We start from the raw sequence: 26,125 nt of genomic DNA, 5'->3' as shown, positions 1-26,125 counted from the left end.
CCTGTTAAGTTTAGTAAAGCGTATTTTGATAAAGACGTATTAAAAAGTCTGCTTGGCAAGTAAAGTTATCTCTCGCTTTTAAGTCGTCAAGTAAGCTTTCACTTGTTTTAAAGGCAAAAGGGGTCATAGCCAACAAGTTAATGATGTCTTCACTTTGGGTAAACTCCATCACATAATTTACTTCTTTTTGCTCAACTAATGTTAAATTTTCAATAGGACTTTTACTGATATCATGCTGCTTCGCATCTCGGTATATTAATGCCTTCAACTCAATTAAATGATTTTTTGCTGGCGTTACTGTGACTAAATACCCCTTGTATGCTAATACTCTCGTAAACTCTTCCTCAAGAATTGGCGCATAAATAGAGTTAATCCAAGAAAAGTAATTTTCACTAAAAGGTAATAGTGACAACGTGCCAACGCTAAATTGACAATCTTGGTATTTTTTAGCCGCATTTTTAACAGCATTTTTAGCAATATCAATACCATAAACATTATTTGTTGGCTTTACATACTGCTGAGTGTAAAACCCTTCACCGCAGCCAGCATCAAAGACAGGCTTGGTTAAATCACCATATTGTTGATAAAGCGACTGTAATACGTTAGCAAGAGGTTGATAAAAGCCCTTATCTAAAAATGCACGGCGAGCATTAACCATCGCTTTATTGTCACCGGGATCTTTTGAATGTTTATATTGAACAGGCAATAAATTTACATAACCTTCTTTAGCCTCATCAAAGCTATGATTGTTTTCACAACGATAAATTTTGCTTTTCAACGTTAATGACTCTTTGCAAATTGGACAAATATATTGTGCAGGGAACATAATATTTACTTAACGGTTACTTAAAAGTTGACCAAATAGGGGCATGATCTGAAGGCTTTTCAATACCACGTAATTCGTAGTCAACATCAGCTTCGATACATGTTGCGGCCATTTTATGAGTCGCTAATACAACATCAATACGTAAACCACGGTTATCAACAAAACCTTTAGAGCGATAATCAAACCACGAGTAACGTTCTGTCTTCGTCGGGTGTAAATCTCTGAAGGTATCTTTAAAGCCCCAACTCATTAAGGTGGCAAGCCATTCTCGTTCTTCTGGTTGAAAGCTACACTTTCCTGTTTTTAACCAACGTTTTTGGTTGGGTTCACCAATGCCAATATCTAAATCAATTGGGGAAATATTAATATCTCCCATAATAACCACATGCTCTTCAGGTGTGTGATTTTCATTTAAATAAGTCATTAAATCTTTATAAAACTGACGCTTGTAAGGGTACTTAGTTTCATGGGCAATATTATCTCCTTGCGGAAAATAACCGTTAAGTATCGTCACTTTTTCACCTTGCTCATTGGTAGTTTCAACCATGATCATACGTTTTTGAGCATCGTCTGTATCGCTTGGGAAACCCATTTTTATAATACTAGGTTCTTTTTTACATAACATAGCAACACCATAATGTGCTTTTTGACCATGAAAATAAACGTGATAGCCCATCGCTTCGACAGCTTCTATAGGAAAAGCATCATTATGAACTTTGATTTCTTGTAAGCCAATAATATCAGGTTGATGTTTATCTATTATGGCTTGAAGTTGATGTAAACGCGCGCGGAGGCCATTAATGTTAAAGCTAATGATTTTCATAAAAACACTCAGTATTAATTTTTTTATATGCTACCAGAAGTTATCATCGAAGGTTATTATTAATTGCGAGTGAAGAGAATTAGACACTTATTTACCCTAACAATACTAATCGAGAGCAAAATTTGTAAATAAATGAAAATTAAGCTCATTAAAATTAAGGTTCTGTCGATATAAATTTTATATAAAACAATAAAGTTGAAGATCATTGCTTACAGAGTCAGTTGACAGTCAAATTCTGGTACACGAATTACAATTAGGTGAACAACTTAATGAAAGTGTCCACAGTGCCCGACGTGCAGACTTTTCTCTGTTATTGGCGATGTTAACTGAGGATGTTCGAAGCCATAGTCAGTTTTCTTTACCAAAAACTGTCGCTGATATCAAAACGACTAATGATTTAAGTTTACGTAGAGACTTTGAACTTCCAGAAAAAGCGCCTTTATCTTTAGATGAAAAACACACGATAGCCATGTTTGATCAAGCCGAGCTTATTCAACAAAATAACTTAGCAGAATTACGTTTATCGAATGCATTATCACCTAGACCACTCGCCTTTCGTGATGATAAAAAGCATGTAACACAGCTAGTCTTAAGTAATACATCACTTTATTGTCAGAAAAAATTTGGTCAGCAAAAAAATAATACCTTGTTGAACTCAGATACTTCAAGATTATCATTTGACGCGACAGGTTGGCTTAACGCTGTTCATAACACGATAGTAAAGGCTCCTTTACTTGATGTTATTGCCTGACTTTATGAACCACAGCATTGTTTAAATTTTTTATTGCTATGACAAAAACATAATTCATTTCTTTTTGGGGTTGGTAACTCTTCGTTGATACTGACCTCACCATCTAGATAACGCCATTGATTGTCTTCAACAATAAAACGTGAAGTTTCTTTCATTATAAAATATGCATCTTGGTGTTGGTAATAAGCAGAAAAACACACTGTGTTCGACTTATCTTCATTAATATCAGCGTTTGCCGATCTTTTAATCTTAATCTCAGTATATTCACTTGCTGAATTTATGGTGAGTTTTAACCATTTAGTGTCTTTTGCCCATGCAAAAATATCAGTCAATGACTGATATGCTCTGCTAGATTCGGCATACGTATTGTAAATATAATCAGCAGATTTTGTTGCATAAGCACTATAACGTGAACGCATCAATTGCTCAGGTGATAGCGCTTGCGCTTCTTGATTTATGAATAAAAAACAACATTTTTTGAAACTAATATTCGAACCACATGGGCATTGCATAAAACGAGCATAATCCTAAAAAAGCATATTATCTATTTTATCAGAGCAAAATTTTATTTTCTCTTTTATTAACGAAAAAATATTTTCAAACGACATTAATGCAATAACAAAGAAGAGTCCGAAATAGTTACGTAACGTCCTAGTCGGTTTTGATTTAAACGTTTTTGTGCTTGCTTCGTTAAAATAATGCATTTGGTTTGTCCTTTCTCAGCGAATTGAGTTAATTGAGTTAATTGAGATTTATCTAATGTGGCATTACATAAAATAACCGCCGAGCAATGACCTTTCTCTAAGGCATTTTTGATGGTTTTTAGTGAGATGTTCCGTTGATGAATATTCACTTTAAGAATTTTTTTAGGATCTATTTTTCCTTGGGTAGATAATTGTTGAAGTGGTTTTTCTTCAGGGTTTATCATTAAGATCCATTTGTTATCTAAATCATGTTTTTGGAATATTTCAGTATACTGCTGAGAAACTTCAACGGTATTTGCAATAACTCTTACATCACACCAATTGGGGTTTTCAATTGTTAAACTTTTATTTTTTATAGTTAACGCATTGGTATTAAAGTGATTTAATAAATTCATTTCTGGAATCTCGATATACTGTATGGATGTACAGTATATCGTTTGTGGTGTTTATTCAAGCACTTTTTTGATCATTTATATGCTCGCTATATTGATAGACTTATCCTGTTGCGGTCTACAAAGCTATAAATGAGGCGGTATGGACGCTTTGCACTGTGTTATCAATGAATGAAGTTGTAAGGACAGACAATTAACACTATTTTTATCTAGTGAGGGTAATAATTTTTTTCTTAAGCTTTACCTAAGAAAAGTTTGTTATTTTTTTTCAGCACCTGTAATCAAATAAAATATACGATGGCATATATCACCTAATGATTAACGAAGTTTGGTATTATTTATTTTTATAGAGAAACTTTGTCTGATGAGCGAGAATATAAGCAGGCCACTGTATTTGTTTTTTGTGCAATAAACTTATCTTAAAGATAGATAGCGAGTGGAAAATAATTCTTCCCACAAAATATCGAAAGTCGGTATATGTTGTCTTTAATTAATAAAAATAATAGTTGTCGGTTTAATCATTCAAGGAAACATATGCGTATATTGTTAGTTGAAGACGACATGCCATTAGCTTTAGGGCTGCAGCAGTCACTTCGCCATGAAGGTTTTGTTGTTAATCATGTTGATAATGGCAATGCGGCAATTTCAGCGCTGGCTGTCATAGATCAAGACTTAGTGATTCTTGATCTAGGCTTACCTGATATTGACGGTTTAGAAATACTTAAGCGTACTCGTGATCGCAAGCTTGATATTCCTGTGATCATCCTTACGGCAAGAGATTCACTTGAAGATAAAATCAAAGGCTTAGATTTTGGCGCAGACGATTATTTGGTTAAACCTTTTGAGATTAGTGAGCTCTTAGCACGCCTTAGAGTGATTGAACGTCGGTTAGGTACCGCTGAATCAGCATTAATTATTTGTTCACAAGTGGTGATTGACACTACTGCACATAAAATTTTTATTGAAGAGGATGAACTCAAAGCGTCGAAAAAAGAATACATGGTGCTAAAAGCATTGATGGAAAATGCAGGTAGAATTCAATCAAGGGAACAAATTGAATCGCGTTTATATGAATGGGGTGAAGAAGTGGCAAGCAATGCTGTAGAGGTTCATATTCATAACTTACGCAAAAAACTGCCGGATCACTTTATAAAAACAGTAAGAGGCGTAGGTTATACGGTGAATAAAACTTAATGTCTATTCGCCGTTATTTAGTCCTTATACTATTGTCAATTATCACGTTGGTAACATTTCTTGCTGCTATACAAGGTTATAAGGCGAGTATGAGTCAGGCAAATGATTTGTTTGATGAACAATTACAAATTATAGGGAAAACGTTACTCGCGACATCGGCAACTTATAATAAAAGTGCCTTGGAAAGTTCAGCCAGTAATGCAACCGTTATACCTTCTGACCACATAGCTTACCAATTATTCAATAATGAAACCTTATTATTACGGACTAATAATGCGCCTCAGATGCTATTAACTGACTTACCTTCGGGGTTCACTGACCTGAATTTTCTAGGGCAGCGTTGGCGAGTATTTATTGAAACAACCAAAGAACAATTACCTCAAAAAAGGGTACTTGTTGCTCAACCGCTTGAACAAAGATTTTCGTTAGCACAAGACGTCATTTTGTCTGCGGTGACACCTATTATTTTGGTTATTCCCGTTATTGCGTTATTTATTTTTATGGCAATTCGCCAAGCTTTAAAGCCTTTGACTGTTTTACGAAGAGAGCTCTCAGGAAAAAAAATAAATGACTTGTCAAAGCTTTCAAGTGTAACATCAACAAAAGAATTACAACCTGTGATTCACACACTTAATTTATTATTTGAGCGTTTATCATCTGCTTTTACCCGTGAACGTCATTTTGCCTCAGATGCAGCGCATGAGCTAAGAACTCCATTAAGTGTGCTTAAAATTAATGTGCACAATTTACAAATGACCCAAAGTAAAAAACTCGACAATGACGGGCAAGTTTCTCTCATGCAATTAGGCCAAAGTGTTGACCGAATGGCACATGTTGTTGATCAAATATTAACGCTTAATCGTACCAATCCCGATCAACTTATCATGGCAGTTACTCAACTTGAGCTACAGGCTTTATTACAACAGGTGATCAGCGATTTATACCCTGAAATAATGAAACATCAGCACGAAATTTCACTTGAAAGCCAAGTTTCTACAATTTACGCAAATGAATTTGCTCTACTTACCTTAGTTAAAAACTTAATTGGTAATGCCTGCAAATATACGCCCAATGGTGGGAAAATATTGGTGAAAACACAGGTTAATGAACAAAGCTTTACGCTAATCGTCGAAGACTCTGGTCCTGGTATTAAACAAAGTGAATACGACAGGGTTTTTGACCGTTTTTATCGTGTTGGTGGTGATAGCCATCAATCAACTGTTGTAGGGTGTGGTTTAGGTTTAGCCATTGTTCAGCATATTGTTAAATTACATCAAGGGAAAATAACCTTAGCAAAATCAACGCAATTAAATGGGCTTAAAGTGTTAGTAACCTTTCCTCAAAAGGCTCAGTACAGTAATATGAAATTAAATCAGCGTGAACAAAAACAAGAGGATAATACGTGAAATTGTGCTCTGTTTTTATAAAGAAAATCAGTATTATTAGCCTTTTTATGTCTTTAATTTTGAGTCTTAATGTATGGGCTAAGCGTGTTGAATACATTGTAGAGTTAAAAGATCACTTATTTTCCCCATCCGTGATAAAAATTCCCGCTAATGAAAAAATTAAACTCATTATTTATAATCGTGATACAACACCTGAAGAGTTTGACAGTTTTGATTTAAATCGAGAAAAGGTTATTTTTCCAAACAAGAAAGCGGTTATTTTTATTGGTCCATTACCTGAAGGAAAGTATCAGTTCTTTGGTGAATTTAACCCTAATAGTGCGAAAGGGACTATTGTGGTTACATCTACTCCAGAGCGTAATAAAAGAGTAAAACCTCTGCAAGAAAATAAACCAGGAGGAGCTTAATGTTGATTAATACTGTTCTCTTGTTTTTGAGTAATAGCCTCGTTGTTTTTATAGTACTCGCATTGTTGTTGTCGATTAAAAGTAAGTTTCACTTATCTGGCTTTACGCTCTTTAGTGGCGCAGTAATTGGTGTTTTTTTAATGTTACTACTTTGGCTCTGCATCGATGTAATCAGCCAATTATTTGATGATACGGGGCTTGAATGGTTTTATGCCAGTACGCATGTACTTGTGTATATATTGATTTTGGGTTTTATTAATACCTCAAATAAAATTGAAAATACCCTAAGCGAATGTAAAAATTCTTTATATGCTACTGCTATTTTGGCATGTCTTATTATGCTTCAAGGCACTACCTTTCTTATTTACTTTCTCGGGTATTGGTCGCAAGCCAATGTCGTTAATACTCTTTTTATTGGTGTTGTGCTAGGTGTCGGTATTTGTATTAGCATTAGTATTTTATTGTATTTTTTCTGCTTGTTTCTCAATGAACGTTTCTATGCTCGAAGTACTGAACTTATTTTCATCCTTTTTGCTTGCGGATTATTCAATAAGACGAGTGATTTATTATTACAAATTGATTTTTTACCGAGTAGCCGGATGATTTTTGATCTCAACTTTATTGTCAGAGAAAAGTCTGAATTAGGACATTTTTTGAAAGCTTTATTGGGTTACGATGCAAGTCCCACATTACTGCAAATTGGCCTTTATTTTACTGCTTTGCTAACGGCACTTTTTTGGTGTCAACTCCCCAGCAAACCTTGGCGACTATTTCGCTTTAAGGACGTTATATCATGAAAAAAGCACTTTATGCTTTAGCATTACTGTTTAATTGTTTCTATAGCAGTTTCACCTTCGCTGATGGTGTTGTCGTCGACAAAGTTTATCATCCTTATGTTTTACCTAATGAAAAGGAAGTTGAGTGGCGGCTATTATCTCACCAAACGGATAACACCAATGATTTAGCTCAGCGCTTTGCGTATGGACAGTCGGTATTTGATAATATGATGGTAGAACTCTATATCGTGGGTGAACGTGATGTCGATGGCAATTTTGGTGTGTCTGCTTACGAAATTGAAACGCGTTGGATGTTAACGGAACAAGGTGAATATTGGGCTGATTGGGGCATGCTTTTTGAAGTTGAAAAAGAGCATAATAAAGACAGTTGGGAAGTCACTTCAGGTTTACTGTTTGAAAAAGAAATAGGCCGTACCAGTTTAAGTATCAATGCATTTTTGATTTATGAATGGGGTAATGACATTCAAAATGAAATAGAAATGGAATTTCGTGCTCAATATCGTTATCGTTGGTTACCACAGTTCCAACCAGCAATTGAATTATATTCAGGTGAAGACTATGTTGGTATCGGTCCAGCTTTCATGGGAATACAACGCTTTGCTGGACAAAAACAGTTAAAGTGGGAATTAGGCTTTATCACGGGCCTTAATGGTAAAAGCAAAGATCATATTTTACGTGTGGCTATTGAATATGAATTTTAATGAATAATCGTTCACTGACAAGTAAGAGGAGGGGGGCTGTTCTTTTATGGCTGAGCTGCTGCTTGTTCTTATTAATCTTTTCACTAGGGTTAAGTTGGCAAGTGAATAAAAGTGTTAACTTCTTTTATGGGTTTTGGTATGAACAACTTAATATTGAACAAACAATAAAAACCTATACGCCACAAAATACCAAAGGTAAACAAGATTTTGCCAGCACGAGCACTCAACAACATATACAAATTTTTAACGAAATAGTTGATGAAATTAACAGTAACGGTAAGCATCTAGCAACGCTAAATTATTTAAATAAAGATAACCACTATAAGACTTTATTAACAATGTCAGAAGTGGTGCATTTACAAGATGTTAGTCATTTGGTTAGCCAATTACGTTTGGTATCCTTTATTAATATTTTCTTACTACTTATTACAATTGGGGTCATTTACTACGTAAAATCTCCCGAACCCAGTAAAAAGCAAAAATACACCGCGGTAATTATACCAACCGTTGTGATATTCGCTATCTTTGGGCTCTTTGGCTTAACAGATATCTTTTATTATTTGCATACCTTGGTCTTTCCTGATGATCACCAATGGTTTTTTTATTACCAAGAGTCGTTAATGAGTAGCTTAATGAAAGCACCTGACTTATTTGCTGCGATTGCGCTTTCTCTTAGTCTTATAGCAGGTATTATTTATTGGGTTATTTATCAATTATTAAAAATAAAAATTTTCAAACGTTAATTCTTAACCATTAACTTACATTATTCAAAGGAATATTAAATATGAGAATTGAAGTCAACATGCTTGAGGGACAAGCACTTAAAGCAATTTTTGGCGAGCATGAAATTATAAGTGATCAAAGTATTACCGCCGGAGGTCGAGCTAATCATCCAGAGCCTTTAGATTATTTTCTTGCTAGTATGCCTTTGTGTGCCGCTTTTTATATTCGTAAGTTTTGTCAACAGCGTGATATCAGTACTGACGGTATTAAAGTTTTTCAAGATGATACCCCTATTGGTGAAAATAAATATCAAAAGAAATTTTCTATACGTGTTCAGTTACCCGATAACTTTCCAGAGAAATATAAAAAAGCATTAATGGTTTCAGCAAATACTTGTACAGTAAAAAAAGTTATACAGGCAATGCCAGAATTCGATATTTTGATTGCTCAATAATTTCAACCCAGTAATGGTTATATAGCCGTTTACTAGACTGAAAAAATAGCGTTAGGGGTTAATGACCTCTAGCTCTTTAATACGACTTTTACTGGCTAATATATAACATTTTTTGTAGGCCGAAGCTGCACCTGTGCCAGGTGAAATAGCAAGGTACTGCCATCGGCAGTCATTTTCTCTAAACGTGATAAAATTACGTTGAGAACGCTTAAACATATCTAATGCAGCTCGTCGCCCTGTTGCCAATGCAAATTCTTCAAGAATAAAAACTTGGTTGTTTATCCAAGTTTGTAATTCTCTGTCTACTGCTTCTTTGACTACATCTAAACAGCTTGATAATCCTGATGTGGTATCTTGTGTTGTTTCACAGTGCTCAATCGACTTTTTGGCGTAGCTAACTGTCGATAAAAAGCAAAAAACTAACATTAAGCTGTAAGTGAAAATTTTGGTCATCATACTCTTCATTAAATTTCTAAATACTTTCTTAAATGATGGAATTATATATAACGTTATAATAAATAACGTAGTTTATGCAGGCAGTACTTTTTTGTAAGGTTTTACAGTTACCTTTTTATATACACCTGCTGTAATATAAGGGTCTTTATCAGCCCATGCTTGTGCTGCTATTAAACTCTTAAATTCAGCAACAATGAGAGAGCCAGTAAAGCCTGCCTCTCCTGGGTTTTCATTATCTATAGCTGGACAAGGGCCGGCAATTAATAAGCGCCCTTGGTCTTGTAATTCTCTTAAACGTGTTAAGTGCTGCTCACGTACCGACATTCTTAATGATAAGCTATTTTCTACATCTTCTGAATATATAAGATAAAACATTTTATTTTCCACAATTTAGGGGTGATAGTTACTTTAAGCGATTATTTTTTTCTTCAATTGTTTTATCACATTTACTGTTGGGGTTGTCTTCATCATCAGGTAAATGTTTTGATAATAATAAAACTGAACCAATAGAGAAAACAAACATTAAAGCGGTTAAACCAAACACTTTAAAGTTTACCCAAGTATCTTGGTCAAAATTAAAGGCAACGTATAAATTTAATACAGCGCACAATGCAAAGAATAAAGCCCAAGCTAAGTTCAGTTTTCCCCAAATATTGTCAGGTAAAGATAATGCCTCGTTAAGGAAGTCTTTGATGATATTTTTTTTGAAGATTTTATCACTAACGAGGAGAGCAATAGCAAAAAATAAATTGATGATGGTAACTTTCCATTTAAGAAAAGTATCGTCGTGCAAAAATATAGTTAAACCACCAAATACGGCAATAAGCACAAAAAATATTAAAGTACGCTTTGGAATGGTTTCTTTTTTAATAAGATAGTAAATTATTTGCGCACCAGCAAGAATGATTAAAGAGCCTGTCGCCCAATAGATATCAACAAACTTATAAACAATAAAAAAAACAACCAGAGGAAGATATTCAAACAAAGCATGCATAGTAATAAATTTTCAACCTAGGTTTAAAAGTAATCTAATTCTACGCAATGCTTACCCATTAGCCAAACAATTATTTGGCTAATGCGACAATATTACTCTAAAGATAAGGCAAAAACGAATGAGTCAATAACGAATATGATGGTTCATTCTGTTTAATGATAACTAACCTTTGACTAATCCAAACGGATCATCAATTGAATATGAAGGCTCTGTAAACCACTTGGCGCCGTGCTCACTCATATAAAAATGATCTTCAAGGCGAATGCCAAATTCGTTCGGTAATACCAACATGGGTTCATTCGAGAAACACATTCCAATAGTAAGTGGCGTTTTATCACTACGCACTAAGTAAGGCCATTCATGAATGTCTAAACCTACACCATGGCCGGTTCTGTGTGGACAACCTGGTGTTTGATAATCGGGGCCCATTTCTTGGCTTGCTAAATAGTCACGGGCTGCAATATCAACATCGCCACAAGGAACGCCAAGCTTTGCTGCATCAAAAGCACTTTTTTGTGCATTCTTTTCAAGTAGCCACATTTCACGTTGACGGGGGCTCGCTTCACCAAAAACATAGGTTCTGGTGATATCTGAGTTATACCCTTCTACATGGCAACCGGTATCAATTAACACGATGTCATTGAGTTCTAAGGTTTTAGGGGTTTTTACGCCGTGTGGATAGGATGAATCTTCACCAAATAAAACGATACAAAAGTATGAACCAGCAGGGGATCCCACCTTTATGTGTGCTTGATTAATAAAGTCAGTGACTTCTTGAGTACTTATCCCAGAAGTTAATATTCTTGCCACCGCTTTATGAACTTCCATCGTCATATTTTTAGCCTTTTGCAATAAGGCTATTTCAAATGAAGACTTTTCACTACGACATCCTGCAGTAACTGCTTTTGCATCAATAAGTTGATAATTATTATTACTATTGTCGGCGCATTGTTTTATGCCGTCAGCAATAAAAAATGCCGTTGATTCGTCAAGCGCAATGGTTCCTGAGTTAATGCCCATATTTTTTAAGGTTTCAATAAATAATTGGTAAGGGCTTTCATGTTCTTGCCAACCATTAATTTTACCTTTTATGGTCATATACTGATTTAAGGTATTTACTTCAAAGTAGGGGGTAATGTACTGGATTTCGCCTTGTTGTGGAATGATTGCTCCCACCATGCGCTCACTGGCATACCATTTAGTACCCGTAAAATAATAGAGGTTAGTGCCCGCGTCTAAGTAAGTCGCCTCAATATTATTAGCTTTCATTAATTGTTGGGCTTTAGCAATACGTGCTTTAAACTCGTTTGAGGAGATAGGCTGAACATCAGCTGTCATATTGTTAAGTTTAGCTAGTTCAGTTCCTGCATCAGAGCCACCTACACCTATCGTCATTTTTTGCGTCATTTAATGTTCCAAAAGTCGTGTATGTATGTGTGTATTATGACACGGTTACTTTATACAATATACACATTGGGTTTAGGTTAGTTAAAAAATTTATCGCTTAAAAATCACATAAATTACAATGTTAGGAAATAGCTAATTGCTTCGATACAGTGCAAGCCTGTTGATAAAGTTCATGATTATTTTCTTGAAAATACTTCACGCGAGCAACTGCCTGCGATAGTGCTTGATTGGCTGCATGAATAAGCCATGCTAAACCCATTGTTTGATCTTCTTCTATCCCTTCACCTAAAAAAATGATCGACCCATTGCTCCCATTGATTTTGCATAACCGAGTTTTGCGGCTTGTTCAAATAATTGAAACGCCTGTTTAACATCACCAGATTGTCTTTTAAAAATGGCTTGGTCAAACAAGTTGTCATCACATTGCTCCAATGCTGAAGGGCTTTCTTTTTGAATGCTTCCTTCCCTCTCATTGATATGAGTCTTTACAGCCTTTTGGTTGGTCTGTTTACATTGACTATTAAGTTCGCTGTTATTTGATGGGAGATGTAAACCTTCAATAAATTCACTTTTTCCATCGCTTTGGATGTCTTCATCAGAAAAAATATCTTTAATATCAATGTCTCTTCTTTTTTCTGTTAGCAAATAGCTCATTACCGCATCATATCGACTATAAAGCTGCCCTATTATTTGGTGTTGCTTCGCTATTTACGCTTTGTAATAACTTACGTCATCAGTTAATTGCTTAATTTGTGTATTTTGTTGGTCGAGATGTTTTTGATGAGACAACTTAAGGTTATCAATCGTCGATTGATTGGCTTGGTCAATTCTTAATTGCTGGCTGTGGCTATATTCTTCGAATCGTTGTAAGACGCTTTGAACGTTCTGCTCATAGTTGCTTTTTATTTTTTCAAATCAGCGAAATCAAAATATATCCTTTTTTTAACCATAATAATTGTAAACAGGGAAAGCAATATATTCATTAAAAAACCTTACTTTATTGATATGAATTTTAAACTCCATTCTAAAAATAGGTTGTAAATACCTAAAAAATAGTGAATTTATTATCAAAATAAACTTGCAGTTAATTTTTTTTGTCTTATCTTTATTAATAGGTTATCTATTTTGTTCAACATTATAAGGGATTAAATGTTCAAATTACCCGTTCAGTTAACCATTGCTCAAGTTGATGAATGTAAAACCAAGCTATTGTTAGAAATTGATCAAAATGATGTGATCAATTTTGACGACAGTGAGGTTACTCATATCGATACAGTAGGTGTTCAGTTACTGTTAGCTGCAGTAACTTATATTGCTTCACAAAACAAAGCGCTTAACTGGCGTTCCACCTCCTGTGTTATCCAAGAAAGCGTTAAGCAGTTAGGGCTTAACGAAGCTATTTTAAATCAATATCTTAATGCTTAATCTTAACGTTTTAGTGACTAACCTAAGATGTTGATTAAGCCTTTGCCGTTTATATTTACCCTCAAAAGGAAAGACCTATGATCCAAGTGTTGGTTGTTGACGACTCTAACTCTATTCGCGATATGGTTAGTTTCACATTGAAAAGTGCAGGCTATGAAACTGTTGAAGCAAAAGATGGCCAAGATGGCCTGAATAAAGCGCAAAATGGAACGTTTGACCTTGTTATTTCAGATGTAAATATGCCCATCATGGACGGTATTACACTCTGCCAAGAATTGCGCAAGTTACCTACCTTTAAATTCACTCCGATTTTAATGTTAACCACAGAAAGTTCGGGTGATATGAAAATGCGCGGCAAAGCTGCCGGCGCTACTGGTTGGTTAGTCAAACCTTTTAACCCTGAAAAATTATTAGCAACCATTAAACGGGTTGTTAGGTAGCTATTATGAGCGTAGACCTCTCGCAATTTATTCCTAGCTTTTTAGAAGAAAGCTTTGAAGGCCTCGAATTAATGGAATCGAGTTTGCTCAATTTAGAGCAAGGTGATGATGAAACAATTAATTCAATCTTTCGTGCAGCCCATTCAATTAAAGGCGGTGCGGGGACGTTTGGTTTTAATCATGTGACAGAATTCACGCATTTAGTTGAAACTTTACTTGATGAAATGCGTGATGGTCGTCGCAATATAGACCCCGATGATGTTGAATTACTTTTAGAGTCAGTTGATTGCATGCGCTTGTTAATTGAAGCCATAAGAGATGAAAGCGAGTGCAACAGTGAAAAAATAGCTGAAAATTCTCGGTTATTAAGGCAAACATTAGCTTCAAGCGGAAGTGTCATTAGTGAGGTGGTGACCATAAATGTTGATGAACTGGCAACTGAAAATAATAATGATATGACAACGTGGCAAATAAAGTTCATTCCAGAGCATCACTTAGTGCAAACCGGTAATGACCCGTTATTACTTTTCAATGCTTTAGCTGATTTAGGCGAAATTACTGTCGTAGCGAATGCTAAAGAACTACCCGCACTTAATGACATTGATGCAGAAGAACTTTATTTAAGTTGGTGTTTAACACTGCGTTCAAACGCGAGTGAAGATGATATTAAAGAAGTCTTTGAGTGGGTTGAAGACGAATGTGAACTTATTCTGATTAAAGAAGAGAACGTTAAACTCAGTAAAATAAGTGTTGATGTATCAAGTGCTGAAGGTGTGAGTGACGAATCAACCCTAAGTGAGCTTTGTGTCTCTTCATCAAAAATAGCAACAAATACTCCCGAACCTTCACAAAAAAATAATGTAGATAAGCCTGCAGGTAAGTCTAAAAATGACTTAGGTTCTATTCGAGTAGGCGTTGATAAAGTTGACAGTTTAATCAACTTAGTAGGTGAACTGGTCATTACTCAATCGATGTTGTCTGAGTTAGGTAATGATTTTGACTTATCAAAAGTTGAACGCCTTAACGCAGGTTTAGAGCAACTCCTGCAAAATACAAAAGAATTACAAGAAAGTGTCATGCGTATTCGTATGTTGCCTATTAGCTTTGCATTTAATCGTTTTCCAAGGCTCGTTCATGACTTATCTAAAAAAACAGGAAAAGAAATTGAGCTTATTCTTAAAGGTGAGCAAACAGAACTCGATAAAACTGTGATGGAACAAATTGGCGACCCCCTTGTGCATTTAGTACGTAATGCTGTTGACCATGGTATTGAGTCTGCACAAGTTCGATTAGCGAACGGTAAGCCTGAAAAGGGCACAATTATACTGGATGCCTATCATCAAGGTGGGAGTATTGTTATTGAAATCAGTGACGATGGTGGTGGCATTGATCGCCAAGCTGTTTTTAATAAAGCGCTTGAAAAAGGTTTAGTTGATGAAAGTACAACGTTAACCGATAGTCAAGTTTTTGATTTGATCTTCGAACCCGGTTTCTCTACGGCAAAAGAACTCAGTGATATCTCGGGTCGTGGCGTCGGTATGGATGTCGTTAAACAGAATATTCAATCGCTAGGCGGGCGAATACAAGTTGAATCTGAGCAAGGAAAAGGCAGTACTTTTCGTGTGAATTTACCACTGACTTTGGCTATTCTTGATGGTCAGCTAGTCCGGGTTGGCAGGGAAGTTTATATTATTCCATTAATCACGATTGTTGAATCTTTGCAGCCACAAAAAACGCTCATTAATCGTGTTTCAGGTGACATGTTACTTTACCGACTTAGGGAAGACAACGTTCCTGTTATCCCTATTTATCAGCTATTTAACATCCCTTGTGAATTTGAACACATTGAACGTTGTTTACTGGTTGTTGTTGAAGCTGACGGACAAAAAATTGGTTTGATGGTTGATGATTTACTCGCCCAGCAGCAAGTGGTTATTAAAAGTTTAAATGATAATTATCAGCAGGTTGAAGGTGTTTCGGGGGCAACAATTCTTGGTGATGGTTCTGTTGCGATGATCCTTGACGTGCCAGGTATTATTACTATGGCGCTATCAAAAGCTCAAAGTAATCAACAAAACCAGTCTCACGTTACTCCGTCAATATCTGCAGGAGTTATCTCTTAATGGATATTCAAATGTTAGCAGATGAAGTACCTGTAGAAGGGGAGTATTCCCTTGAAGGTATTGACTTTATAACCAGTGGTGAACAATACCTCACTTTTTTATTGGCTGATGAGCAGTACGCAGTTGATATCTTATGTGTTGAAGAAATTCGTAGTTGGGAAAATCCAACGCGTATCCCTAATTCACCTGGTTACATAAAAGGTGTGATCAACATGCGCGGTATTATTGTGCCTATTGTTGATTTACGGATGAAATTTAATATTGGTGAAGCGAATTATTGTGAAACAACGGTGGTGATAGTTTTAACCGTAGAGACTGAAAATAAAACCAGAACGATAGGTTTTGTTGTTGATGCCGTCTCTGATGTGCTTAATGTTGAAGTCAATGAAATAAAACCTGCACCCGCTTTTGGTGGTTGTGTACCCCAAAATTATCTTGACGGTTTAGTCAATGTTGGCGAAAACGTGGTCACTTTACTTAATGTAAATACCCTGCAAGAAATTGAAAAACATCAGTTAATTTAAATAAAGGAAGATAACATGGAACAAGAAAAAGAGTATCTCACCTTTATTTTAAATGGCGAAGAGTATGGTGTCGACATCTTGTGTGTACAAGAAATACGCGTTTGGAGTTCTGTTACCGAACTGCCAAATAAGCCAGATTATATAAAAGGTGTGATCAACTTGCGTGGCATTATTGTGCCAATAATTGATTTACGCCAGCGTTTCGGGCAAGAGCCACTCGCCTATAACGAGCAAACTGTCACTATTATTTTGCGTAATCAAAATAGTCAAAAAACAATGGTGGTGGGTATTGTGGTCGACGCTGTCTCAGAAGTGTATAAATTCGATAAACAATCTATACGAACGCCTCCTACCTTTGGTAATAAAATTGACCGCTGTTTTTTACAAGGTTTAGCCTCAATTGAGGAGAGGCTTATTATTTTATTAGATAGCCATAGTTTATTAGATCAAAACGAGTTGTATCACGTAGAAAGTAAAGCTGAAGAGGTCTGATTATTTATGACTTTATTCAATGAAATAAAGGTAAGCATTGAATAAAGTTATTAAGAGACAACTAAAATATTTCTAGCACAGACCATAGTCAGATAACTAAGAGAGTAATAACGATGACGGCGAAACAGATCAGTTTAGTTCAACAAAGTTGGCCAAACGTAGTGACGCTTTCTCCTAATGTAGGCTCTTTTTTTTATCAGCAGTTATTTACATTAAGACCTGATATAGCCAGGTTATTTAAAGAGACAAAGAAAGAAAAAGAAAACGACAATCAAAACTTTATCTGTTTAGTAGACCGTGAAATCAGTTTATTAAAACCAATGAGTGCAACAAAAGAAAAAGCACAACGACAACTACTCATAAGGACAAGTGCAGCAAAAGATTATCGAGAAGATGTTGAAACTGTACTGTTGCAAATATTAGCACGCGTACTCGATAAAGCATTAAAAATAACGCTTAAAAGAGCTTGGATATCAGTAATTAAACGTTTAGCAGAGAGCATTATTATTGAGTTAGTGCTTAATCGTATAACAACAAAAGATAAAATTAAATTGATAGGGAATGATACGACCATGGATAAAGATACCGAAATTTCAGTTGAGCAAGCTAAAGAATTGCAATTCTCAGATATGCTGGCTCAGATAGAAGCGATTAATAGAGTTCAAGCACTGATTGAATTTAACATGGACGGTACAATTATTACCGCTAATGAAAACTTTTTATCGACCTTAGGTTACAGTTTAGAAGAAGTACAGGGTCAGCACCATAGTATGTTTGTCGATCATGAGTTTAAAATAAGCGCAGAATATCGCGCTTTTTGGGAAAATTTAAATCGTGGGGAGTTTGAATCTAAAGAATATAAACGCTTCGGAAAAGGTGGTAAAGAAGTTTGGATACAAGCGTCTTATAATCCTATTCTTAATGCTGAGGGTAGACCCTATAAAGTCATTAAGTTTGCAACGGATATAACTGCCCAAAAACTAAAGAACGCAGGTTTTTCAGGACAAATTGAAGCGATTAATAAAGCACAAGCCGTTATCGAATTTAATATGGATGGTACTATTATTACCGCCAATGAAAACTTTTTATCAACGTTAGGTTATAGTTTAGAAGAAGTGCAAGGTCAGCACCACAGCATGTTTGTCGAACCTGACTTTAAAGCAAGTGTGGAATATCGACTTTTTTGGGAAAGTTTAAATCGTGGTGAGTATGAATCAAAAGAATATAAGCGTTTAGGAAAAGGGGGTAAAGAGGTGTGGATACAGGCGTCTTATAATCCTATTTTAGATTTAAACGGTAAACCCTTTAAAGTTGTAAAATTTGCCACTGACGTAACCGCTCAAAAATTAATAAATGCCGATTTTTCTGGACAAATATCTGCCATTAGTAAGTCACAAGCGGTGATTGAATTTAATATGGACGGCACCATTATTACCGCCAATGACAATTTTTTGTCAGCGTTAGGTTACAGGCTGAGTGAAATACAAGGGCAACACCATAGCTTATTTGTTGAAGCTGCTCATAAATCAAGTATTGAATACCAGCAATTTTGGCAAAAGCTTAATCGTGGTGAATTCGACAGCGGCGAATATCTGCGTATAGGTAAAGGGGGGAAAGAAGTTTGGATCCAAGCGTCTTATAATCCGATTTTAGATTTAAATGGTAATACCATGAAAGTGGTTAAGTATGCATCAGACATTACCGGGCGAAAGCAAGCTATTGCTAAAATTAAAGAAACCTTGATGACCCTCTCTGAAGGTGATTTAACACAATATATTGAAACAGAATTAGTCGGTGAGTTTAGTATTATTGGCACATCTATCAATGAGTTTATTGATGTATTGAGTAATATGGTTGGGGATATACGTAGCGCATCAACCCATGTTTTTGATTCAGCGCGTGAGCTTGCTGAAGGAAATAATGAACTGAGTCATAGAACAGAATCACAAGCTTCTAGCCTTGAAGAAACCGCCTCAGCGATGGAAGAATTAACCAGTACCGTACAACAAAATGCAGAAAATGCGTCAGAAGCAAGTAAATTGTCAGCCTCTGTTATGGACAAAGCGAGTAATGGTGGCGCTGTTGTGAAAAATGCTATCACCGCAATGAGTGATATTAATAAGTCGAGCAAAAAAATTGCTGATATTATTAGTGTTATTGATGAAATTGCCTTTCAAACCAATTTATTAGCACTTAATGCGGCGGTAGAAGCTGCGAGAGCGGGCGAGCAAGGTCGTGGTTTTGCAGTGGTTGCTGCAGAGGTTCGTAACTTAGCACAACGTTCAGCAGGCGCAGCTAAAGAAATTAAAGGCTTGATAAACGACAGCGTAGAAGCCGTAGGACAAGGTACTAAGCTCGTTGATGAAACAGGACAAACCTTTACTGAGCTTGTTAATGCTATAGAAGAAGTCAGTAAAATGATTAGTGATATTGACAGTGCCGGCAAAGAACAATCAGCGGGTATTGGCGAAGTCAGCGCAGCGGTTAGCCAGATGGATGAAATGACTCAACAAAATGCAGCATTAGTGGAAGAAGCCGCCGCTTCTAGTAAGTCAATGGAAGAACAGTCTCAAGCGCTTCTTGAACAAGTTGCTTTCTTTAATACGGGCGAAGATGATGAACCAGAAATTAAAACGCCTGTGCGTCGTTCACCGCCAGCAAGTAGAAGGCCAACAAGCAGACAACCGTCGAGTAGACAATCAACAAGACTAGCACCTAGGGCAAGAACTACCCGAACAAAAACAGCAACTGATCAAGAATGGGAAGAGTTCTAGAGTATATTCTAAGTGATGCAACGTGATAGAGCGTTTCAATTAAGTAATGATAACTTTAATTTTCTTTGTCAATTTGTTTATGACACCGCTGGCATTGTGATCAATGCCAGCAAAAAAGAAATGGTTTATCGGCGGCTTACTCGTATTATTCGCGAACGTAAAATTTCATCCTTTACAGCTTACTGTGAATTGTTAAAGGTAAATGTTGAACAAGAGAAAGACTACTTTATCAATGCTATCACCACAAATTTAACCAGTTTTTTTCGAGAACAACATCATTTTGACTATATGTCTCAATATGAAATACCAATGTTGATGCGAAATAATTCACCGGGCCCTAAACGACTCCGTATTTGGTCGTCAGCAAGCTCTACGGGTGAAGAACCCTACAGTATTGCTATTACTCTACTTGAAGCAATGAAAAGTCATCTAAGTCAATGGGACGTAAAAATACTTGCGACAGACATTGATAGTAATGTTTTAGAAACGGGTATAGAAGGAACTTATGATGAGCGACGTATTGAAGATGTACCAAGAAAATTTAAAGAAAAGTATTTTAATAAAGGTATTGGAATTAATGAAAATAAAGTAAAAGTAGTAAAACAGTTACAATCACTTATTACCTTTAAAAAATTGAATTTATTACACCATTGGCCAATGAAAGGCCCATTCGATATTATTTTTTGCCGAAACGTTATTATCTATTTTGATAACAAAACGCAACAAGAATTATTTACCCGTTATTATGAAATGTTAGCGCCAGGTGGTTTACTTATTTTAGGACACAGTGAAAATTTAGGTAAACACCAAGTATATTTTGAAAGTGTTGGGCGTACCATTTTTAGAAAAGCATTTTAGTCGCTCTATACAAGTGAATAAAAAACTATGGTGTTAAATCGACAGAACAGCAGCCATGTTGAACAATGTTTACAACATTGTTTACCAGAATTTGTTCATGTAAATCATTACTGGGATAAAAAAAGAAAACAAGTGATTGCTAAAATTTTTCCTGGTGAGTTTTACATAACCCGAGATAATGTCGCTATTGCAACAACTTTAGGCTCTTGTATTTCAGCCTGCATATGGGACGAAAAAAGCGGGATCGGTGGAATGAATCATTTTATGCTACCACTTACCGATAAAGAAGCACATGAAGTCGATTGGGGGCAACGAGGAATGGCATCGGATGCTAATCGTTATGGTAACTTTGCAATGGAACATCTTATCAATATGATTTTAAAAAATGGAGGGCTAAAAATAAATTTACGAGCAAAAGTGTTTGGTGGAGGTAAAGTATTAAAGAAAATGTCTGATGTTGGGGAGAGAAATATTAGCTTTGTTTTAAAATATTTAGCTGATGAAAGTATCCCCATAGAAAGCTCAGACGTAGGTTCTTTTTATCCACGAAAAGTTTTATTTGAACCCATCAGTGGCCGAGCTTTTGTTAAAACGATTGATAATTTACACAACGATACGATTGTACGTAGAGAGATTGCTTATCGTAGTCTTATTGACCAATCACCGGTTGAAGGAGATATAGAGTTATTTTGATCATAACGATGAAGTTTTGGAGGTTAGTTAAATGAAAGCAATTAAAGTACTCATTATTGATGATTCTTCCGTTATTCGTGCGGTTATTAATGAGGTATTAAAAGATGATCCTGAAATTGAAGTTGTTGGAGAAGCTAAAGATCCTATTATTGCCCGAGAGCAAATTAAGAAGTTAAAACCTGACGTACTAACTTTAGATATTGAAATGCCAAAGATGGATGGTCTTACTTTTTTAAAAAACTTAATGCGACTGCATCCCATGCCAGTAGTAATGTTATCAACACTAACCACCAAAGGTGCAGATATAACACTAGAAGCTCTAGAACTAGGAGCGATTGATTTTATTGCAAAACCGAGTTTTGAAGAACTTATTACAAGTAAATATAACTTTAAAGAAACGTTATTAAGAAAAATAAAATTTGCCGCAACGGTTAATAACAAGACTTATCAACTCAACAGTGCTATGTCAAAATCTACACATCCTAGCGTTGTACCTTTTAAAGGTAGTCAACGTGCAAACCATTTAGTGGCAATTGGCGCTTCAACGGGTGGTACTGAAGCAATAAAAGCGATTATAACGGCTTTGCCCAGCAATTCGCCCCCCATCGTTATAACTTTACATATCCCTGAAACATTCAGTGCGAGATATGCTGAACGTATGAATGGTTGTTGTGCTGTTAATGTTCAAGAAGCAAGGCATGGACAAAAAATTAAAGAGGGGCATGTTTATATTTCACCTGGAAATATGCACCTTAAAGTAGAAAGTAAAGGTGGGGCATTATTTTGTATCCTAGAAGATTCTCCTCATGTTAATAGACATAAACCTGCCGTTGACGTTTTGTTTAATACGTTAGTGCCTATAGCTAACAATGTACAAGCCATTTTATTAACGGGAATGGGGCAAGATGGAGCAAAAGGGTTATTAAATTTAAAAAATGCTGGTGCAATGACTATAATTCAAGATAAAGCGAGTAGTTTAATTTGGGGGATGCCAGGAAGTGCTCATGCGTTAAATGCGCAGGTAAAAGAGTGTTCACTCTTAAATATCCCCAAGGCAATATTAGATCACGCCGCACTTGATAGAAACAGTATGAAAGAGGTGTTGTATGAAAAGTAAGCAAATACAATTATTAAGATTTGGGCTGCTTATTGTTGGCTTAATACTTACAGACCTTATGTTTTTTCAGATAAGTTATTTATCAATAACCCTGACATTATTACTGTCAATTATTTTAATTTTATTATATCGCTACTCTACGCTTTCAGAAATGACCTCTAGCGATAGTTGTCTTGATGATAGTCAACAAACGCATGGCATAGAAATTAAACTCACCTTAACAAAAATAGCGAATTTACTCTCCCAACAAATGGAAATTGTTGATACCGAAGTTGATAGAGCAACTATCTTAATAGAAGAGGCCACTACGGGAATTTCAGATAGCTTTAAATATTTAAAAAGTTTAAGTGATGAACAGCAAGTCATGCTTAATGCAGCGATTGGTAATCGTCAGGGAACTGTGGATGAGGAAGGAACCACCGTCGAGTCTTTTGTTCAGGATTCAAGTGAGACGTTAGATACTTTTGTGCAGGTCATTATCACCACGAGTGAACAAAGTGCAGAGGCAATGTCATTTACTGAGAACATGAGTAAGCAGCTTGAAGGTATTTTTAGCTTATTAGGACAAGTTGAAAGTTTAGCAAGCCAAACAAATTTATTGGCCCTTAATGCCGCTATAGAAGCAGCGAGAGCAGGGGATGCAGGACGAGGCTTTGCTGTTGTAGCAAGTGAAGTAAGAGCATTGTCATTTAATTCTACAGAGCTTAATAATGATATTCGTGAAAAAATATCGTCTGCGCAAACTATTATTGAAAAGCTAAAAAATTCGGTTCAGGTGATGGCTTCAGCAGATATGACTGCAACACTTGAAGCTAAAAGTAGAGTGAGTATGATGGTTGAACACATGGGTGAATCTAACATTAAAACCAATGCTATTATTGAAGAACTCGCCGGACTATCACCTAAAATCGCAGAAACAGTCGCTATAGGTATACGTTCATTGCAGTTTGAAGATTTAACTCGTCAAGCCCTTTCATCACTAAAAAGTAATACTCGAACTATTTCAGCACTTAATAAAATTATTGTAGGATTTGAAATCAGTAAAGGTAATACTTACCAAGAGTTACAAGCCTTACAGCATCAATGCCAAGTGCTCATTGAACAATCTCAATACGACAACGAGCGAAGGAGTGTATCCCAGTCATCTATGAATGAAGGTGATGTTGAGTTATTTTGATTTTTAAATACTAGGAACAAATATGAATGTTAAAAAGAAAGTATCCGAAGATAAAAAAAATATAGAAATTAGTATCGATGGCAGGTTTGATTTTTCATTACACCAACATTTTCGCGATGCCTATATAAATTGTAAAGAAAAAAATACGGTATTCACAATATATCTATTAAATACGACTTACATGGACAGCTCAGCTTTAGGCATGATTTTATTACTTAAAGATCATGCAGAAAACTATTCAGGAAAAGTAGTTATTAGTAAACCCAGTGAAGCCGTTAATAAGATTTTAGAGATAGCTCAATTCCACCGTTTATTGTCAATAGAACTCTAGGGTATATGGCAGTGTTAGCTGAAAAAAGTGATACTAAATTAGCGTTAGTCGTTGATGACTCTGCAATGCAATGCAAGGTATTAAGTGTTTTATTAAAAGAAGAAGGTTATCGCGTTTTTACAGCTAATGATGGTGCTCGTGGTGTTGAAATGTATGTTAAATACAAGCCTGATTTAGTATTAATGGACATTAATATGCCTGTTATGGATGGTTATGAAGCAGCAAGGAAGATTAAAGGCTTATCGCAAGATCATAGCCTCTGCCCGCTTATTTTTATTACGAGCATGGATACTGATCAAGCCTTTATTGAGTGCATAGACGCAGGGGGAGACGGTATTTTGGTGCGGCCATTTTCACCTGATGTTTTTAAAGCAAAAATAAAATCAATTCAACGTATTAGTGATTTATACGCCCAAGTTAAAACTTTGCAACAAGAGCAACAAAAAGACGCTGAACTTGCTGAGCAATTAATGTCTGGTGTGATTGAAGCAAGAAATTTCTCGCTTGACCGAATTGGCATTATTAAACAACCCGCGGCATTATTTAGTGGGGATATACAACTTACCGCTTTATCTCCTAATGGCGATGTTAATGTCATGCTAGGGGATTTTACTGGGCACGGTTTACGTTCATCTATTGGCGCTATTCCTTTAGCTGAAACATTCAGGGCAATGACGAAGAAAGGTTTTTTGTTATTTGAAATTATTAATCAAATTAATCATCAACTCTATGATTTACTCCCCGCAGATTTATTTTTAGCGGCAGGCTTTGCAAGTATTTCTAGTCACGATGCATCAGTTTATGCTTTTAATGCAGGTTTACCTGATGCCTATTTATTTTCTGAACAAGGAATGATAAAACATAAAATATCATCAAGTCATCCACCATTAGGTGTTCTTCCGAAGCTTTTACCGGATAGCCAATTAACTATTTATAGTATTGAAGAAACCGATCGAATTATTTTGATCAGTGACGGTATTGTTGAAGTGAGGAATGAGCAGGGTGAAATGTTTGATTTTGAGCGATTTGAGCAGGCGGCAATACAGGGAATCATAACTCATAACGTTAGTGAATGTGTACTCAAAGCCGTTAATGATTTTTGCCAAACTATGCCACAAGAAGATGACATCTCATTGATTGATATCCCTTGTGGAGGCTGGGAACACGTACTCGTTGCCAGCCAAGGTATTAGCAACATTTCAGCCCAACAGCTTGACGATATTTATTTAGCAACAGATTTCGCGTGGCACTGGCAGTTAACATTGAGTGGTAAGCGCTTAGCCTCTATAAATCCCATTCCAATGGCAATGAATCAAATAAATGAAATCGAAGGGCACGCTGAGCATTGGCAAAGTTTATATAGCATACTCTCTGAATTATTTGTTAATGCACTTGACCATGGTGTCTTAGGTTTAAACTCTAAATTAAAAGCCAGTGCAGAAGGTTTTTCTCAATATTATAAAGAACGAGAACTGCGTTTAACAAACTTAGAACATGGCTTTATTGATCTACAAATAAGTCATTATCCTTTTCCAAATGGGGGGAGGATCATGATTAAAATACATGATAGTGGTCAAGGGTTTGATATCAAAAAATACTATGATAACAGAGTAAAGAAGCGAGAAAATAAACTACAGCTTAGTGGCCGGGGGATTGAACTTGTAGAGCAACTTTGTGACAGTTTAGACTTTCAAGAAAAGGGTAAAATTGTTGAAGCATCTTATGTGTGGGCATCCTAATCGCATTAATACTTTGATTAAGTCTTAGGGAATAAGGTATTAATTTGAATATTTTAGTTGTAGATGATAATAAATTTATTAGATAAGTCGTTAGTGCCATGTTCATTGACAGTGGTCATGTTGCGGCTACTGCGAATAGACATGATCAAGCCAGTAAATAATTAGAAATTTGACCCATTAACACAGTCCTTAATAGAAGCGGTTTAGTGCAGATTGCCGACACGTGCTAATGAAACACTTAACCGGTCAACTGATTCATTAGCAGGTTTTGAAGAAGAGGGGTTTATGGTTGTTTTTCCTTTTACGCCTATTTATGGTGCAAGATTTAAAGCAAAAGAGCAAGGGCGCAACTGTTGTCAAGTCTTTCAATAAGATGCCTTACATTTATTTTTTAAAA

At 35.9% G+C, this 26,125-nt stretch carries 31 protein-coding genes; 21 read left to right on the top strand and 10 right to left on the bottom strand.

Annotated features, from left to right (window positions below; translation table 11 throughout):
- Positions 1 to 10: 10 nt before the first annotated feature.
- Together rlmA and xthA are read right to left on the bottom strand one after the other, a co-directional pair.
- Positions 11 to 826 (bottom strand): 23S rRNA (guanine(745)-N(1))-methyltransferase, encoded by an 816-nt coding sequence (gene rlmA, locus H4J73_RS06520; protein ID WP_182223809.1) that lies wholly within the window; start codon positions 824 to 826, stop codon positions 11 to 13.
- Positions 827 to 842: 16 nt separating this feature from the next.
- Positions 843 to 1,649 carry an exodeoxyribonuclease III gene (xthA, locus tag H4J73_RS06515; RefSeq protein WP_182181395.1) on the bottom strand — a complete coding sequence of 269 codons (807 nt, stop codon included), beginning with the start codon at positions 1,647 to 1,649 and terminating at the stop codon, positions 843 to 845.
- 205 nt (positions 1,650 to 1,854) lie between these two features.
- On the opposite strand from xthA, the gene H4J73_RS06510 reads away from it, so the two are divergent.
- Positions 1,855 to 2,400, top strand: a complete 546-nt coding sequence (locus tag H4J73_RS06510; protein WP_182181394.1) for a VC2046/SO_2500 family protein — start codon at positions 1,855 to 1,857, stop codon at positions 2,398 to 2,400.
- Positions 2,401 to 2,402: 2 nt separating this feature from the next.
- Here H4J73_RS06510 and H4J73_RS06505 read toward each other — a convergent pair whose 3' ends face one another.
- Both H4J73_RS06505 and H4J73_RS06500 read right to left on the bottom strand, forming a co-directional pair.
- Entirely contained in the window at positions 2,403 to 2,912 is a 510-nt protein-coding gene (locus H4J73_RS06505; protein ID WP_182181450.1) for a YchJ family protein, read from the bottom strand.
- Positions 2,913 to 3,007: 95 nt separating this feature from the next.
- Positions 3,008 to 3,499 carry a hypothetical protein gene (locus H4J73_RS06500; RefSeq protein ID WP_182181393.1) on the bottom strand — a complete coding sequence of 164 codons (492 nt, stop codon included), beginning with the start codon at positions 3,497 to 3,499 and terminating at the stop codon, positions 3,008 to 3,010.
- A 531-nt stretch (positions 3,500 to 4,030) separates the two neighbouring features.
- Between H4J73_RS06500 and H4J73_RS06495 the strand changes: the two genes are divergently transcribed.
- Genes H4J73_RS06495 through H4J73_RS06465 form a run of 7 tightly spaced genes read left to right on the top strand, consistent with a single transcriptional unit; the run spans position 4,031 to position 9,178 of the window.
- Positions 4,031 to 4,690: a response regulator transcription factor gene (locus tag H4J73_RS06495; RefSeq protein ID WP_182181392.1), complete on the top strand. Its 660-nt coding sequence runs from the start codon at positions 4,031 to 4,033 to the stop codon at positions 4,688 to 4,690.
- Entirely contained in the window at positions 4,690 to 6,096 is a 1,407-nt protein-coding gene (locus tag H4J73_RS06490; protein WP_182181391.1) for an ATP-binding protein, read from the top strand. Before H4J73_RS06495 ends, H4J73_RS06490 begins: the two co-directional genes overlap by 1 nt.
- Positions 6,097 to 6,143: 47 nt before the next feature.
- On the top strand, positions 6,144 to 6,503 hold the full coding sequence (locus H4J73_RS06485) for a cupredoxin domain-containing protein (RefSeq protein WP_182181390.1): 360 nt from the start codon (positions 6,144 to 6,146) through the stop codon (positions 6,501 to 6,503).
- Positions 6,503 to 7,300: a hypothetical protein gene (locus H4J73_RS06480; RefSeq protein ID WP_182181389.1), complete on the top strand. Its 798-nt coding sequence runs from the start codon at positions 6,503 to 6,505 to the stop codon at positions 7,298 to 7,300. Before H4J73_RS06485 ends, H4J73_RS06480 begins: the two co-directional genes overlap by 1 nt.
- A complete protein-coding gene (locus H4J73_RS06475) occupies positions 7,297 to 8,001 on the top strand; it encodes a hypothetical protein (RefSeq protein WP_182181388.1) in 705 nt (234 codons plus the stop codon). The genes H4J73_RS06480 and H4J73_RS06475 overlap by 4 nt, the downstream gene beginning before the upstream one ends.
- Positions 8,001 to 8,744 (top strand): DUF1461 domain-containing protein, encoded by a 744-nt coding sequence (locus tag H4J73_RS06470; RefSeq protein ID WP_182224908.1) that lies wholly within the window; start codon positions 8,001 to 8,003, stop codon positions 8,742 to 8,744. Before H4J73_RS06475 ends, H4J73_RS06470 begins: the two co-directional genes overlap by 1 nt.
- 41 nt (positions 8,745 to 8,785) lie before the next feature.
- Positions 8,786 to 9,178 (top strand): OsmC family protein, encoded by a 393-nt coding sequence (locus H4J73_RS06465; protein ID WP_182181386.1) that lies wholly within the window; start codon positions 8,786 to 8,788, stop codon positions 9,176 to 9,178.
- A gap of 51 nt (positions 9,179 to 9,229) precedes the next feature.
- Here H4J73_RS06465 and H4J73_RS06460 read toward each other — a convergent pair whose 3' ends face one another.
- The 6 genes from H4J73_RS06460 to H4J73_RS06435 form a co-directional block, all read right to left on the bottom strand.
- The gene (locus tag H4J73_RS06460) at positions 9,230 to 9,634 is read right to left on the bottom strand and encodes a lysozyme inhibitor LprI family protein (protein WP_259366728.1); all 405 of its coding nucleotides are present in this window, start codon (positions 9,632 to 9,634) and stop codon (positions 9,230 to 9,232) included.
- 72 nt (positions 9,635 to 9,706) lie between these two features.
- Positions 9,707 to 10,009, bottom strand: coding sequence for a YciI family protein (locus H4J73_RS06455; protein WP_182181384.1), 303 nt, complete (start codon positions 10,007 to 10,009; stop codon positions 9,707 to 9,709).
- Between the two features lie 28 nt (positions 10,010 to 10,037).
- Positions 10,038 to 10,628, bottom strand: a complete 591-nt coding sequence (locus H4J73_RS06450) for a septation protein A (protein WP_182181383.1) — start codon at positions 10,626 to 10,628, stop codon at positions 10,038 to 10,040.
- A 162-nt stretch (positions 10,629 to 10,790) separates the two neighbouring features.
- On the bottom strand, positions 10,791 to 12,023 hold the full coding sequence (locus tag H4J73_RS06445) for a Xaa-Pro peptidase family protein (RefSeq protein WP_182181449.1): 1,233 nt from the start codon (positions 12,021 to 12,023) through the stop codon (positions 10,791 to 10,793).
- Between the two features lie 133 nt (positions 12,024 to 12,156).
- On the bottom strand, positions 12,157 to 12,294 hold the full coding sequence (locus H4J73_RS06440; protein WP_182181382.1) for a hypothetical protein: 138 nt from the start codon (positions 12,292 to 12,294) through the stop codon (positions 12,157 to 12,159).
- A gap of 26 nt (positions 12,295 to 12,320) precedes the next feature.
- The gene (locus H4J73_RS06435) at positions 12,321 to 12,689 is read right to left on the bottom strand and encodes a hypothetical protein (protein ID WP_182181381.1); all 369 of its coding nucleotides are present in this window, start codon (positions 12,687 to 12,689) and stop codon (positions 12,321 to 12,323) included.
- A 495-nt stretch (positions 12,690 to 13,184) separates the two neighbouring features.
- Here H4J73_RS06435 and H4J73_RS06430 point away from each other — a divergent pair, with 495 nt between their 5' ends.
- The 13 genes from H4J73_RS06430 (at position 13,185) to H4J73_RS06370 (ending at position 26,100) form a co-directional block, all read left to right on the top strand.
- On the top strand, positions 13,185 to 13,460 hold the full coding sequence (locus H4J73_RS06430; protein WP_182181380.1) for a lipid asymmetry maintenance protein MlaB: 276 nt from the start codon (positions 13,185 to 13,187) through the stop codon (positions 13,458 to 13,460).
- 77 nt (positions 13,461 to 13,537) lie between these two features.
- Entirely contained in the window at positions 13,538 to 13,900 is a 363-nt protein-coding gene (locus H4J73_RS06425) for a response regulator (RefSeq protein WP_182181379.1), read from the top strand.
- A 5-nt stretch (positions 13,901 to 13,905) separates the two neighbouring features.
- Complete coding sequence (locus H4J73_RS06420; protein ID WP_182181378.1) at positions 13,906 to 16,023, top strand: chemotaxis protein CheA; 2,118 nt, start codon at positions 13,906 to 13,908, stop codon at positions 16,021 to 16,023.
- Entirely contained in the window at positions 16,023 to 16,547 is a 525-nt protein-coding gene (locus H4J73_RS06415; RefSeq protein WP_182181377.1) for a chemotaxis protein CheW, read from the top strand. The genes H4J73_RS06420 and H4J73_RS06415 overlap by 1 nt, the downstream gene beginning before the upstream one ends.
- Positions 16,548 to 16,562: 15 nt before the next feature.
- Positions 16,563 to 17,039: a chemotaxis protein CheW gene (locus tag H4J73_RS06410; RefSeq protein ID WP_182181376.1), complete on the top strand. Its 477-nt coding sequence runs from the start codon at positions 16,563 to 16,565 to the stop codon at positions 17,037 to 17,039.
- Positions 17,040 to 17,152: 113 nt separating this feature from the next.
- Positions 17,153 to 19,813, top strand: a complete 2,661-nt coding sequence (locus H4J73_RS06405) for a methyl-accepting chemotaxis protein (RefSeq protein WP_182223808.1) — start codon at positions 17,153 to 17,155, stop codon at positions 19,811 to 19,813.
- A 15-nt stretch (positions 19,814 to 19,828) separates the two neighbouring features.
- Entirely contained in the window at positions 19,829 to 20,671 is an 843-nt protein-coding gene (locus H4J73_RS06400) for a protein-glutamate O-methyltransferase CheR (protein ID WP_182181374.1), read from the top strand.
- Positions 20,672 to 20,698: 27 nt separating this feature from the next.
- The gene (cheD, locus tag H4J73_RS06395) at positions 20,699 to 21,364 is read left to right on the top strand and encodes a chemoreceptor glutamine deamidase CheD (protein WP_182181373.1); all 666 of its coding nucleotides are present in this window, start codon (positions 20,699 to 20,701) and stop codon (positions 21,362 to 21,364) included.
- Positions 21,365 to 21,395: 31 nt separating this feature from the next.
- The gene (locus tag H4J73_RS06390) at positions 21,396 to 22,481 is read left to right on the top strand and encodes a chemotaxis response regulator protein-glutamate methylesterase (protein ID WP_182181372.1); all 1,086 of its coding nucleotides are present in this window, start codon (positions 21,396 to 21,398) and stop codon (positions 22,479 to 22,481) included.
- Positions 22,471 to 23,658: a methyl-accepting chemotaxis protein gene (locus H4J73_RS06385; RefSeq protein ID WP_182181371.1), complete on the top strand. Its 1,188-nt coding sequence runs from the start codon at positions 22,471 to 22,473 to the stop codon at positions 23,656 to 23,658. Before H4J73_RS06390 ends, H4J73_RS06385 begins: the two co-directional genes overlap by 11 nt.
- A 22-nt stretch (positions 23,659 to 23,680) precedes the next feature.
- Positions 23,681 to 23,989, top strand: coding sequence for an STAS domain-containing protein (locus H4J73_RS06380; RefSeq protein ID WP_182181370.1), 309 nt, complete (start codon positions 23,681 to 23,683; stop codon positions 23,987 to 23,989).
- A gap of 11 nt (positions 23,990 to 24,000) precedes the next feature.
- Positions 24,001 to 25,728: a fused response regulator/phosphatase gene (locus H4J73_RS06375; protein WP_310649664.1), complete on the top strand. Its 1,728-nt coding sequence runs from the start codon at positions 24,001 to 24,003 to the stop codon at positions 25,726 to 25,728.
- A gap of 213 nt (positions 25,729 to 25,941) precedes the next feature.
- On the top strand, positions 25,942 to 26,100 hold the full coding sequence (locus H4J73_RS06370; protein ID WP_182181368.1) for a hypothetical protein: 159 nt from the start codon (positions 25,942 to 25,944) through the stop codon (positions 26,098 to 26,100).
- Positions 26,101 to 26,125 lie beyond the last annotated feature (25 nt).

The sequence above is a fragment of the Colwellia sp. MB3u-41 genome, assembly GCF_014076845.1.
Taxonomy (GTDB): domain Bacteria; phylum Pseudomonadota; class Gammaproteobacteria; order Enterobacterales; family Alteromonadaceae; genus Colwellia_A.
This window is presented reverse-complemented; position numbering and strand designations above follow the sequence as displayed.